The sequence below is a fragment of the Companilactobacillus tucceti DSM 20183 genome (assembly GCF_001434665.1).
GTDB classification, from domain to species: Bacteria; Bacillota; Bacilli; order Lactobacillales; family Lactobacillaceae; genus Companilactobacillus; species Companilactobacillus tucceti.
The window spans coordinates 1-14,319 of record NZ_AZDG01000011.1; the positions used below are offsets into that span (position 1 = coordinate 1).

Annotated in this window: 11 protein-coding genes; 3 read left to right on the forward strand and 8 right to left on the reverse strand. The window is 33.2% G+C overall.

Annotated features, from left to right (window positions below):
• Positions 1–96 precede the first annotated feature (96 nt).
• The 4 genes from FC72_RS11150 to FC72_RS05885 form a co-directional block, all read right to left on the reverse strand.
• On the reverse strand, positions 97–762 hold the full coding sequence (locus FC72_RS11150; RefSeq protein ID WP_057765753.1) for a LysM peptidoglycan-binding domain-containing protein: 666 nt from the start codon (positions 760–762) through the stop codon (positions 97–99).
• Between the two features lie 232 nt (positions 763–994).
• Positions 995–1,681, reverse strand: coding sequence for a hypothetical protein (locus tag FC72_RS05875; RefSeq protein WP_057765754.1), 687 nt, complete (start codon positions 1,679–1,681; stop codon positions 995–997).
• Complete coding sequence (locus tag FC72_RS05880; protein ID WP_057765757.1) at positions 1,674–2,066, reverse strand: MerR family transcriptional regulator; 393 nt, start codon at positions 2,064–2,066, stop codon at positions 1,674–1,676. The genes FC72_RS05875 and FC72_RS05880 overlap by 8 nt, the downstream gene beginning before the upstream one ends.
• 10 nt (positions 2,067–2,076) lie before the next feature.
• Positions 2,077–2,673: an NAD(P)H-binding protein gene (locus FC72_RS05885; protein ID WP_057765759.1), complete on the reverse strand. Its 597-nt coding sequence runs from the start codon at positions 2,671–2,673 to the stop codon at positions 2,077–2,079.
• A 138-nt stretch (positions 2,674–2,811) separates the two neighbouring features.
• On the opposite strand from FC72_RS05885, the gene FC72_RS05890 reads away from it, so the two are divergent.
• The gene (locus FC72_RS05890) at positions 2,812–3,252 is read left to right on the forward strand and encodes a flavodoxin (protein WP_057765761.1); all 441 of its coding nucleotides are present in this window, start codon (positions 2,812–2,814) and stop codon (positions 3,250–3,252) included.
• Between the two features lie 178 nt (positions 3,253–3,430).
• A complete protein-coding gene (locus FC72_RS05895) occupies positions 3,431–6,163 on the forward strand; it encodes a glycoside hydrolase family 65 protein (protein WP_057765763.1) in 2,733 nt (910 codons plus the stop codon).
• Positions 6,164–6,220: 57 nt separating this feature from the next.
• On the opposite strand, the gene FC72_RS05900 is transcribed toward FC72_RS05895, so the two are convergent.
• Positions 6,221–9,415, reverse strand: coding sequence for an L-type lectin family protein (locus FC72_RS05900; protein WP_057765765.1), 3,195 nt, complete (start codon positions 9,413–9,415; stop codon positions 6,221–6,223).
• 233 nt (positions 9,416–9,648) lie between these two features.
• Here FC72_RS05900 and FC72_RS05905 point away from each other — a divergent pair, with 233 nt between their 5' ends.
• Positions 9,649–11,004, forward strand: a complete 1,356-nt coding sequence (locus FC72_RS05905) for an MATE family efflux transporter (protein WP_057765767.1) — start codon at positions 9,649–9,651, stop codon at positions 11,002–11,004.
• Positions 11,005–11,019: 15 nt separating this feature from the next.
• Here FC72_RS05905 and FC72_RS05910 read toward each other — a convergent pair whose 3' ends face one another.
• From FC72_RS05910 to FC72_RS05920, 3 genes are all read right to left on the reverse strand, one after another.
• Entirely contained in the window at positions 11,020–12,063 is a 1,044-nt protein-coding gene (locus tag FC72_RS05910) for an alpha/beta hydrolase fold domain-containing protein (RefSeq protein WP_057765769.1), read from the reverse strand.
• Between the two features lie 12 nt (positions 12,064–12,075).
• Positions 12,076–13,446 carry an MFS transporter gene (locus FC72_RS05915; protein ID WP_057765771.1) on the reverse strand — a complete coding sequence of 457 codons (1,371 nt, stop codon included), beginning with the start codon at positions 13,444–13,446 and terminating at the stop codon, positions 12,076–12,078.
• 478 nt (positions 13,447–13,924) lie between these two features.
• The gene (locus tag FC72_RS05920; protein ID WP_057765772.1) at positions 13,925–14,290 is read right to left on the reverse strand and encodes a MarR family winged helix-turn-helix transcriptional regulator; all 366 of its coding nucleotides are present in this window, start codon (positions 14,288–14,290) and stop codon (positions 13,925–13,927) included.
• Between the last annotated feature and the right edge of the window lie 29 nt (positions 14,291–14,319).

Here is a 14,319-nt window from a genome sequence, read left to right on the forward strand (position 1 = left end):
GATACAAAAAAACTGGTATTGATTTTATTCATCAATACCAGAAAGTGTAGAACCAAAAAAAAGAGCCCGTAAGGACTCTTTTTTTTATGCTCAAATTTAGATTACTTCAACTGTAGCTGAAGTAATACCGTATGAAGGGATTTGAGCATTTGGCATAGCAACGTCTAATTGTTGAGGGTTGCTATATGCAAATGTACCTGTATCATTAACAGTTCTGTACAATACTGTACCATCTGCTAAAGTGATCTTAAGTTGTGTACCCTTAGGGAATACTGAAAGGTTGGCTGCAACACCACCATAACCCATGTTTGAACCTAATACAGCTGGATCATAAAAACTGATCTTGAATGTACCGTGTGAAGTACCTGTTGTACTTGATTGTGTACTTTGTGTTTGTGTTTGTGTTGTTGCTTGTGTTTGTTGTGTTTGAGCTGCTTGTGTTGTGTTTGTTGTAGCAGCTTGTGTTGTTTGTGTACTTTGTGTTTGTGTACTTTGTGTTTGTGTTGTTGCTTGAGCTGTTGGTAAAGTGATTGTTTCACCAGGGAAAATCAAATCAAATCCACCAATTTCTCTTCCGTTAGCTTGTTCAAGTTCGGCAACAGTTATACCATTTGCGGCTGCAATACTCTTATATGTATCACCTGCTTCAACACTTACATGAGTGCTGTCAATAGTTGTAGCAGCTTGGGCTGTTTTAGCAGTTGCTCCCATAGCTGTTAGTGCCATAGTACTTAATAAAGCGATTGATAATACTTTTTTCATAAATTTAATTACATCCTCATTTGTTTATTTAGCTCTTAACGCTACGAGTGATATAGTAACAGGGTTATATTACATAAATAGCATTAATAGATTACAGTTTCGGAATTTTCTGTAATCTTAGTAACACAAATGAAACATTTGTTCTTATTATCATTGCTATATCAACAATCATAAAAGAAAAATAATTTATGAAAATAATGATTATTTACTAAATAGGCCTCTAAAAAATAGTTTATTTGAAAAAATTATCCATTTTTAGAGCCATTTGGATCAATTCAAACGACTGTTTTAATTGTAAATTTGCCAATGAGAACTTTATTTCATGAATCTTATTCAATTGATATAAATCCTGAAATGCTTTAGCAACTAATGAATAATCAGTGTATTTCTTAAATTGGACCTTAACTTCCCTATCTTTAAAACTTGGTGCTTGATATGGCTCTTCAACCAATTTATTCAAAAATTTCTTATCAAATTCATCCCAATCCTTTTGATAAAAACATTCCAAGCTGTCAAAGAGATTATGATTTAGTGAAGTAATAAAAGCTGTAATCAATATATGACTAAGTTTTTTGGATAACTTTAATTTTTGTGCTAATGCAGTTGCTAAATAAATTGGACCAAAATCATTTCTAATAGGATAACCTTCTAACTCATCGATCAATGTAAAGGCACTATCTAAATAAACACTCCCACAGGTTTTTTCATTCATAAAATCGTCTAATGTTTGCTGTTTATATACATAGAGATCTCCTAAGTCGATCAAATCGTCTAAAGAATACTTAATATCACCCTTTAATTTAACTAGAACCACATCATGATATCTCTTCAAAATATTTAAAATACTTCTATCATCAGTTTGCCAAGGCACGATCAATTTATCATGTTGCATGGCCGAATAATAAATTTTTTTAGGCATGTTCTATATTTTCAAGCTTCTCTTCTTCAAATTTGGCAATATGGTTATCGTAATTATCCACTTTCTTAGTTAGTCGATCATATGTTGCTTGCATATCCTTAAGTTTTTCAGCCATTATAGCTTGTTGATCGAGTAATATTTTCTTTCTTTGGGCAATCGTAGAATCTCCCTTTTGAAAAAGTGCCACATATTCTGACAGTGCTTCAATCGACATACCAGCATTTCTCATACACTTTGCAAATTCTACCCAATTTGTATCCTCTTCGGTAAAATCACGATAGCCAACTTCATTTCTGTTGACCTTAGGAATCAAACCTACTTTTTCATAATATCTTAGTGTATCTGCTGTTAAATCATATTTTTGAGCTACTTCTTTAATATTCATATTATTTCTCCTATGCTCTTGCTAATCCTAAACTCTCATTCATATAAAGTGTTGGTTCGTTGATTATTCTTGTTGCAAGGTCAGCAACACTATTTCTCGAAACACCATGGCCCACAAAAGCCTCGCCTTTAAAGGTGATCTGATAATTAGTATCTGGTTCATCATCGAACCATCCCGGCCTCAAAATAGTATATTGAATGTCAGAAGCTTCTATTATATCTGCCGCTTTTCTGTATGGTAATAAAACTTCTGGAATATCATCAATAAACCCGTTTGATTTTATTTCATTGTATATTCCCATTGATGTCATAAATATAACTCGACCAACTTTATTTTTATCCATAGCTTTAACAACATTTTCAGCAATTTCAGATAATCGACTACTTACGCTGACAAAAACAACATCTTGATTTTCTACTACATTATTTAACTCATCAAAATTGGTAGCATCCCCGGCAACTGCGGTCTCTCTTTGTTCATCAATGCTACCCAATCTATCAATATTTCGTACAAACAACGTTAAATGACTATCACTAGTATCTAATAGTTTTCGACGTACTAGTGATCCAATGGAACCACTCGCACCAATTATTAATACATTTTCCATTTAAATCGCCTCACTATTTGTAGAATAATATAAACCTTAAAGTACACTCTAAGGCAAGAGTTTTATAAGTTTTAAAAATAATTCTTGCATTAACCGTAAAATTAAGGTCAATATGGACTTATATAAGGAGGAAATATCATGAAATCGATCGTAATATATTTTACTCAATCAGGTACTACAAAAAATGCAGCTGAAAAAATTGCATCAAAAACTAATTCTAAAATCGTTGAGATGACTTCTAAGGATGATTATCCTGGTGACTTTGATGACTTAGTCGCCAAAGCTAAAGAACAAATTGACAATGACGAACGCCCTACTATAAATGAAGACTTTGATTTAAGCGATTACCAAACCATTTATTTGGGCTTTCCAATTTGGTATCGACAACCACCGATGATCATCCACAGTTTCTTTGACAAATTCGACTTAAAAGACAAATCTATTATTCCATTCATTACAAGTGCAAGTAGTGGATTCTCAGTTTGTACACCATATTTGAATAATATGAAAACTAATGCAAAAATCAAAGATGGATTTAGATCTAACTCTGATTTGGAAATAAAAAATGCTTTAAATTAACTGAAAAAACGTCTGGGACAAAGAAAATTTTCCCAGGCGCTTTTTTCAATTTAGAATAAATATTTTTATCAAAATTGTTTAAACAAATAATAAAATAGCAGTTATAATGTAGTTAGCATAGATATGTTTAAACATGTCTGTCAGGAATTCAAATTTTATGAATTGGGAGAATATTATTATGCTGCCATTATATTTAACAGTTACCGATAAATATTTAAAGTATTCATATAAAGATACCGACAGAAATGAATCTGTTAAAAAAATCTATAATCTTAATCCTGCACTAGATTTAGACGCTAACTTTAGCAACTTTAAATCAAAAGTTCCTGAATTTTTCGATGTCGTTGTGATTATGAATCCTATTGATATTGAAATAAGAGACACAATTGTCAGTTGTGCCAATAGACCTATTGATATTAGTCTCTACATGGAAAATCTCTTCCATGTACCTACAGTTGGAATCCATAATGTTAAAAAGTATGGACTTCAAAAAGCTACAGATGACGAAAAAGATTATGCTGGATGGCACCTTGATTACTACGGAACATATGAAGGAAAGAAACAATATGGTCAAGAATCTCTTTTGACAATTGGAAATGGATACTTCGGAGTTCGTGGTGCTTATTTAGAGTCACGTGCAAATGATAATGGTTATCCAGGTACTTATGTTGCTGGTGTTTATAATCAATTGACAACTTTCATAAATAACCAAGACATATCAAATGAAGATCTTGTCAATTTACCTAACGCACAATATACAACCTTTAGCATCGATGATGGTGACTTCTTCGAACTAAGAGATGAAGATATTGAAACTGTTTATAGAACGCTAAACATGAAAAATGGAATTTTATCTACTATTATGTATGTTTCACTTCAAAATGGTAAAAAACTAAAAGTAACTACAAAAAAAGTGGCACATATGCACCACTTCCACTGCTACTCTTTGCAGTACACTGTCGAACCATTAAATTTCTCCGGGAAAATCAAAATTTATACTGAGATCGATGGAGCGGTTTCTAATAAAAATGTAAAAAGATATCGTACTTTGGACCATCATCATCTAAGAATAGATAAAACTGAAGTATCAGATAATTTCGCATTATTACTTGCACATACTAGAAACTCACATGTGGATATTGCGGTTAGTTCCGTGATTTCTTCCCCAAATGAGGTTGAGCCAAAAATACACTCCGATAAATCGCAAGAAAAAATCGGTCAATACATGACATTTGAGGCTAAAGAGAATCAATCATACACGATGGAAAAAACTGTCAGCATCTACACCTCCCTTGAAACAAAGGGTGATTTGATAGAAGTATTAAAGGCAAATACATATCATCATAATTTTTCAGATATTATCAAAAATAGTACTCGTGCATGGAATGAAATTTGGGACGACGAATATTTGGAAATCGATGGAGATATAACATCTCAAAAATTGCTTAGAATGAATGCCTACCATCTAACGATCACAGCACATCAAAATGTCAACAAACATCTTGATGTATCAGTTGGATCACGTGGACTCCATGGTGAAGCATATCGTGGACATATCTTCTGGGATGAACTATTCATCCTTCCATACTATAATATCCACTATCCAAAATTAGTTAAATCATTGTTGATGTATCGTTACAATAGACTAGACGCAGCTAAAAAATATGCTCAAGAAAGTGGTTACCAAGGCGCAATGTACCCTTGGCAAAGTGCAATGTATGGTGATGAACAATCTCAATCAATTCACTTGAATCCTATCACTAATCATTGGGAACCAGATAATTCTAGAAAACAACACCACGTTTCATTAGCAATAGCTTACAATGTTTGGAATTACTATAATATGTCTAATGATGAAGAATTCTTACAAGAATATGGTCTAGAAATACTTCTTAATATCGCAAAATTCTGGATAAGCCTAGCTGAATACGATGGAGAAACTAAGAAATATAGCATCAATGATGTTATGGGACCAGACGAATTCCATGAAGGTTATCCCGGAGCAAAGACTGGTGGTCTCAAGAATAATGCATATACAAATATCATGACTAGCTGGCTATTTAAAAAGGTAGAACAAATCATCAATAACGAATCATCAGAAGTCTTAAGAGAAAACTTCAGCAGATCACATTTTACTGATGATGACCTAGATAAAATGCATGATATTAGATGTAATCTAAAACTAGAATATAGTAAAAATCAAATTTTAGGACAATTTGAAGGCTACTTCAAACTTAAACTTATCAACTTTGATTTCTATCGTCGCCAATACGGCAATATTGAACGTATGGATCGTATTCTTAAAGCTGAAGGTGATTCACCTGATAATTACCAAGTTGCAAAACAAGCAGATGCTTTAATGCCTATTTACAATTTAAGAGTCGGTACTTTCCTTGAAATAATGAAGGATCTTGGATACGAAGTTGATGACGAAGATAAGTTTATCGAAAATAATATTCGTTATTACTTAAGCAGAACAACACATGGATCTAGCCTTTCAAGAATTGTTTATTCGATGTTAGCTTTAAAAGTTAATGATTTAGATTTAGCTTGGAAACTATTTGATGACTCACTTACAAGTGATTACTATGATATTCAAGGTGGAACAACCGCTGAAGGAATTCATTTAGGAGTTATGGGAGCAACATTGAATGTTGTTATCGAATGCTTTGCGGGTGTTGATTATCGTGGTCAAGAATTAAAAATTGACCCTAAAGTACCTGAATCATGGAATAATATTAAATTCAATATGAATTTTAAGAATATTCATTACTACTTTGAAGTTGATCATGAACAAATTAAAATCAAAGCTAACAAAGACACTCATGTTATCTTCAGAGAACAATCTATTGATATCAAAGCTGACAAAGAGCGCATCATCAATTATTCAAAAGTAGCATTACAATCATAAACTAAAAAACGCGGATATTAACTTATCCGCGTTTTTTTGTGCTTACTATTAATTTGTCTAAACACTATCTGCTAGACCCCATTCAATATTTCCCGTATAAGAACCTGAAACATTTCTAGAGTTCAAATCAAGTAAGACACCTTGATCAGAAGCCCAATTACCAGCAATATTGGTAACTTCACTATCAGTATCATCTTGATCACTTTGAATAAATGTTTGTGAACTTAAGTCATGTGTTACATTATCTTTTGACACATAGATCAAATCACCATCAAGCCTTGTTTCATCAGGCATTCCTGCATCTTTGACCATATCGCTTGCTTTAGCGGTCAAGGTCCACTTTGTCATGACACTATTTACTTTAAGATTCCAATTTCCTTCACGTTTTACTCGTGTAGGTCTGTCAATTGCATGAACATTCTGAAATCTGTAATCACCATTTTCAATTGTAGCGGTCTTATCGATAATATTTACATTATACTCAACAGTATTAGACTTACGTCCATATGGATCAGTGAAATAAACTGAAATCTTATATGGATTATCGTCTTGGTCAGTCATCCCGTTAACTGTTGAATCTACAGAAATATCTTGATCAACTGGTGTGACTACAGGCGTATTCCCACCATAACCTTTAACATACTTATGATTATTTGCATCGATATTCCAAGTTAATTTACTTGGAGTAACTTGATAGTCACCTGTATATCCAACTTTACCATTCAAATCTATCGGGTCATCTTCAATAACACTGAATTCATTTTGATCAGTTGTTAAAGTAGGCGAAATATCTGGAACATTTATAATTACATCTTTATCAGTAGATTTATGACCTTCTTTGTCAACGATATGAATCGTTACTACATTCTTTCCTACCTTAAGACCAGTATTGCCTGTGTAGTCATCCAATGAAGTAGATGGATCTTTATCATAAGCATATGGTTTCAAAGTAAAAGCGTATTTTCCGTTATTAGTTTGAGCTTCAGTTACAGTATCTTGTTTTGTACCATTATTAGTAATTGTATAAGATATTTGTGAATCTCCTCCTTCATCTGATGTCGTCGTATCATCAGAATGCAAATAACTTCCTGAAAGAATTACTGGTTCATTATCGTTAACTGTAATATTTGAATCATCTGGTGTAATTACAACACTCTTATTTGTTACCTTAATATGATATTCTAATACGTTTGATGATAACGTATCTTTAGTTCCATCAGATGCTGTATAGTTACTATCAACTACTTGAACCTTAATAGTATGATCACCAATCCCTAGTTGATCAGAACCTGTACCTGTTTCAAAATCTGGAATAGTAAATTTACTACCACTGGAATCATCACTAGCACGAAGATTAGAACCATCATCAATCGAATAATTGATATACATATCACCTTTATTTACTGTTGCTCCACTACCAAAACTGATATCACCGGTTAAATCAAATTTATCACCCAACTTAACTTCTGTCGGATCATCCATATTGGTTGTTATCTTCAGTGTATCAGCTGGCTTAACGATATCGAAAGCTGCAGTATCAATATTTACCTTATAATTATCACCTTCGATTTGTGAAGTCGTCAATGGAACATTAAGCTTTGTGTCAGTATCATTAGCCGAGGCATTTATTTCAGCTCTAGCATATTCCCAATTATTGTTGTTAGGATCTCCCATGTCATCTATAGATGTAGAAATAACTCCATCTTTGAGATCTTCAACTGGAATATCAACATCTTTAGTCGTTCCAGTTTTACTAATATAATGCATTACACCGATTTTTCCGCTACTATCAGTATTCACTGTAATATTCTTTGGAACATTGAAAGTACTCTTAAGCCCAGTAGCCGGATCTTCACCATCTTTATAATGGAAAAGATAATTCAGTCTAAGATCATCTTTAGGATGGACCTTAGTAGTTGGCGTCAATGATAACGAATCTTTATCATATAATTCATAATTTTGATTAACTTGTGCATCTTCATTTACTTCAATATTTGTTGGTTGTTTGATTCTTGTATTGGCTGTTTTATCAACTACATAAGCGTTAGACTCTGCATCTACAAGTGAAGGCATAGTCTCAAAGATCATTGCACTTACAGTATTAGCACCCTCACCAGTTGAAGCAGTGAATCCATATCTTAATTTATTGTCTTTTACATCTCCAAACTTAGTTATATCAATATCGGCTGTTGCATCCATATCAGGAGTTTGTGCCTTACCAGTATCCGCAGCTTTGTCACCAAGTCTATATCTAAGTTTAGCCATATTACTTCCATCAGCTGGCGGCGTATAATCAACAGTAAAGTGTTTCCAAGACTTAGTATAATTTGATCCATCTAAGCTATTTCTTTGGAAATACATATTTCCACCATTAAAGTGATGTTTTAAAGCCATTACTGAATATGATTGATTTATAAAAATTCCACCAGTTCCTGGTGGTGTTAAACTTAATTGTTCATATGAATTCTTATCTGCTGGATATTGCCAAGCCATGTGTCCGTATTGCTGATCATTTGCAAAATAAATAAAGCTATTATTATCTGAACCATAATTAATAGGCAAGAAATCAAACGCATCACCTGCATTAGGAAGATTGCTCTTTGTTGGATTATTATTAAAAGTATTCCATAGTTTTGGAGATTTTTTATCACCATAATGATTGGTCTCTGTATCAAATTCTATTGCAACACTATTTTGTATAGCTTGCTTTTGAATAGGGGTTACTCCACCGTAACCAGCATCAGTATTAGTAACATTTTTATTACCATCTGAACCCCATACACCTAGTGTTTCACCATTATTAACTTTACCGTTTAATTTAGAAATTGCATTGGCACCTCTTTCATCATTTTGAAGAACAAATGCCATACCATCGGGAATACCTCTAGTATCCTTAACACTACCAAAATATAGCCACATAGAGAGAGTTTGCTTTTTCTTAATATTTAGATAATTTTTATCGTTATTGCTCCATACAGCACTAGTCTCATTTTCTCCATCTGTCATCCTTATAACATCCACACCATTACTATTGGGTTTAATGGTGGCGCTGTTCCCCGTAGTATCAACTCCATTAAATTTACCAATTGTAAAATAGTCATCCAATGACAGACCACTATTAGGTGGACTTTCAATGACATTAGAATCAGGATAGGCTATTGTCGCATACGATGTTCGTTGCAAAACGCCAAAAAAAGCCATAATCGAAATTGTAATAAATAATAACCTTTCAGCAATTTTTTTTGTTTGCATTGATTATTCCTCCCCACACACATTTGTGTAAACATATATCATTATTTATATTATGCCACATATACACTTATTCTGTGTACCAGTATACGTAAATATTTTTATCGCATTATAAAAATATTGATACGTTTTTTTGAATATCAATTTATTGGATCAAATTAAAATGCTTCAAATTTACCAAAAAAGGAGTATAGTTTTAGAATTGTCTAAATGAAACATAAGAGGGGGATACATTATTGACAGATTTAACCAAGGGAAATCCCACTAAAATTATTTTCCTATATACGATTCCACTACTATTAGGAAACTTCTTTCAACAATTTTATAGCTTTATTGATACCCTTATTGTAGGTAAAACAATTGGTGTCAATGCTCTTGCTAGTGTCGGTGCAACCGGTGGCCTAACTTTTTTGGTAATTGGATTTGCACAAGGTATAACTAGTGGCTTAACGATTTTAACGGCCCAAAGATATGGAGCCAACGATATACGAGGTGTAACTAAAAGTTTTGCCTCTGGAATTATTATCTCTTTTGCTATAACGGTTATCTTTACTGCTATTGCTGTAGTAATTGCTTATCCACTATTAGTAGTGATGCAAACACCTAAGGTGTTAATTCACGATTCGTTTGTTTTCTTGGAAATAATTTTTGCTGGTATCTTTTCATTCATCGGATTTGATTTCTTAGGAAATACAATGAGGGCACTAGGAAATTCACGAGTTCCATTATTCTTTTTGATAGTCAGTACAATATTGAACATTGTCTTAGAATTATTCTTTATTCTGTATCTACACATGGGTGTAGCTGGTGCCGGTTTAGCAACAGTAAGTGCTCAAACTATAACCTTTATAATTTTGTACTTTTATATAAGAAGAAAAGTACCGTATTTAATTTTGACTCGTCACGATTTTGTAATTGATCGAGCTGAAATAAAAGAACTATTAAGTATAAGTTTGCCAATGGGATTCCAGTCTTCAATCATCGCTATTGGATCAATAATTTTACAATTCATGCTCAATACTTTAGGAGCAGATGCAGTCGCCGCATACACAGTTGCCGGGAGAGTTGAACAAATTGCCACCTTACCTGCTTTGAGTTTTGGTATTTCTTTAGTAAATTACACTGCTCAAAATTTAGGTGCAAAAAAATATCATCGTATCTTAAAAGGTGTTAAATCAGGAGTACTGTTATCAGCCAGTGCTAGTTTAGTAATTGGTTTATTACTAGTCTTCTTTGGACGAGGTTTATCTCATATGTTTATGAACGGTAGTGAAACTCATGTCTTAAACTTAGTTCAAATTTATTATTACTTTAACGGAACTATGTACTTCTTACTTTCCATTCTATTCATCGTTAGATATACACTTCAAGGGCTTGGAAACCAAAAGGCTCCTACTATCGCAGGTATAGCCGAACTTATAATGAGAGTCTTTGCCAGCGTGGTATTAATAAATCTCTTTGGTTTCTATGGTGCTGCTTTAGCAAATCCACTAGCTTGGTTAGGCTCTTGTCTAGTGTTAGTAGGAACTTGGAGAATTGAATTAAAAAAATTACGAGATCTACAATCAGAAAGCAAAAATTCCACCCTTTAAAAGGATGGAATTTTTTTAATGAGCTAAGAATTTAGCACATTCGTGAATTGAATCTTCAGTGGCCGCTGCCTTACCGATCAAGTTCAAGTATGCATGACCCATGCCACCATAGCGAATATATTTAGCATCACATCCAGCCATTCCTAATTTACTTAAGAACGCCTCATCTTGAAGTCTGAAAGGATCAAATTCACCCGTCATGACGAGAACTTTCTTAAAAATAGTTGGATCAGCATATAATGGTGAAACAACTGGTGAACGATAATTTACATGTCCTTCAGGCATATATAATTCAGTCATTTTTGTATCTAGTTGTTTAAATAACACGTAACTGTTGTGTAAAATCTTTCTCTGCTCATCCACGATAGGAATCTTATTATCATTCCATAACGAACCTTCAAGATCTGATCCATGGACGACAGTTGGATAAAATAAGATTTGGCTATCAACATCATATATCCCCATATAATGACTTAGTTCACTAACTCCTAATGCCATAGATGCTCCTGCTGAATCTCCAGCAATTGTAATCTCAGTTTTTGATTTGGCGACCATCTTCAAAACTGATAGACAATCCATAAGTCCTAACGGATAAGGATTTTCTGGTGCCAAACGATAGTCAACACTATAAATAACTCCGTCATATTGACTTGCAAGCATTTTTAGCGGTACCAATGGATCAGCTGGACTACCTCCATAATAAGCACCACCATGAATATAAATTAAAGCTTTGTGCTTATCTATATTTTCAGGTCGATATATTCTATAAAATCTAACGCTTTGATCTAATTCGTCCATATATTTAGGTTCAACATTAATATCATTTGAACTAATATCCGTTATACCTTCAGCTACTGTTCCTGCACGTAAGGTATCAAGATTATTAGATAGAACTGGATCATCCCCCAGCTCTTTTAAAATTTCTAGTGTATGAGGCTCATAAGAATGAACATCAACACGATCTTTAACAACCATTTTTACATGTTCAAGTCTAGGTACATCAGAGGCCTCAATTTGTTTAAGACGATTTAATTCTGTGTCATAATCATTTTTTAACATCACATACATCTCCTAGGCTTCTTTTAATTTAGAATTTTCTGCTTTTTCAGAAACGCTATCTTCTTTTTCGTTCAACTTATACATATGAAGAATAGCGATAATTACAATTGCCAAAACAATTGGTAGCCATACGAAATTAATATTAATTGATGTCAAAGCTTTTGCAGATTGAACTTTATTACTGGATGAAAATCCACCCCATGTAAGAATCCAACCAGATAATGCTCCACCAAGTCCCATACCTATCTTAGCTCCCACAACAGGGACTGATGATAAGAATCCTGGCTCTTCAATATGGAGATTTGTTCTAGCATACTCAACAGTATCAGCAATCATAACAAATGCTAATGTAAATACTGCACCCATAGCGATCATACCGATGATATTACCGGCAAATAATAGAATTAGATTACCCGATTTTTCACCTAATGGCATCAAGATAGAGCCAATAATGAACAATACAAGTGAAGCATCCATTAAATTACGATTTCTAAATTTCTTTGATAGTAGTGGTACAAGTAAATTACCAGGTACTGCAAAGATTGTCATTCCTAAGAATAGTCCAACAATATCAGCACGTTTGTAAACGTAATTGATATAGAAAACACCTGAGGCCATACGTACAACCCAAAATGTTTGAACTGCAATAAAACTAATTGTTAAAACCACCCATGGTTTATTCTTAAAGGCACCTTTGAATGATTCCTTAACTGATAGATACCCTTTAATTTCTTCATTAGTATTCTCTTCTTCAATAGGACGTTCTCTCAAATTTAAGAATGCTAAGAAGAAGCATCCTGCAATAACAAGGCCAACAATTGCACCCCAGATCGTAAATCCTAATTGCTGATTTTTACCACCGAAGAAACTTACCATTGGTAAAGTAATAGCACCAATGATAGCTGTACCCGTATTGGTCATAACCATTCTGGCAGATGCCAAATTAGCACGTTCATCAGCGTCATCTGTTAAACTTGGTAAAATTGCTGTAATAGGTGTGTTTGAACCTGAATAGATCAAACTGAATAAAGTATAAACTACACTTATCCAAATCATTTCGATGACCTTATTGCCACCAAAACTTGGATTAAAGAATAGTAAGAATGATAGAATTCCTAACGGAACTCCAAACCATAAAAAGTAAGGTCTTGCTTTACCATATTTGGAATGTGTATGATCAATTAAAAATCCGAAAAACATTCCATCAAAGGCATCGATGAATCTTACACAAAGGAATAATGTTCCAACAAAAGCTGCTGAAATACCCAACACCGTTGTATAGTAAAACAAAAGATATAGTCCAACCATTTGCCAGATAAGATTTCCGGCCATATCGGTTGTCCCGTAAAATACACGCTGTTTCCATAACTGTAATTTAGTCATTAGGCTTTCCTCCTTATACTAATTCTAGTACGCACATATTGAATTATTTATAAGATTTTATTACGACTTTATTATATACAGTTGTTTAAACATGTGTGGTGCTATTTTTAAAAAATCTTTTTACTTAATTTGACTAATCCTTACTCTAAGAAAGCGCTTACCGGTATTTTAAAGACAAAAAAGAAAGGGCTTGCCGATTGGCAAGCCCTTTGTACCTGTTTTAATATTTTTCATAAGTAATGCTCCTATTTTTTTATTTTAAATTTGTCATGATTATTATCTCTATTAGTCACCTCTCATAATCAAGTACCTTGGTTCCTGTATTTGACTATGTATAAATAATAACCAACAGATTTGAATAATTTTTTGCAAATCTAAGATAAAAAAGCAAAGATTATGTGAAGAAATTACGAGATTACCTTCAAACAGAAAAATAAATGAATATGCATATATTATTTTAGAAAAATAAAAAGATACTTTAGAAGATTTCTTTTAAAATTCTAGTTACGATTTTTGAAGCATCACTTAAAATATTTTCACCTGTAGTCGTCAAATGTATATAGATACCACGTTTGTCGTTCTTACAGATGCTTCTTTCAATTGCTCCAAAATCTTTTGATTCCAGGCGAGTAACTAATCGCGACATAGCACTTTGGCTTAATCCAACATGTTTTTGTAAATCTTGAAGACGTAATTTTTTATCGTCTTCAAAATTCAAAGCATATAAAACATAAAACTCGTTAAGTGACAAATCAGACTTAGCTAGTCCTGATTCAAGATTACTTTCGATCATTCTTTGTTTTTTTGAAAATTCTAGCCATTTTTCGATAGTTATATTGTTCATAGTTTACTCCCCCGATCCCAATTCATTAT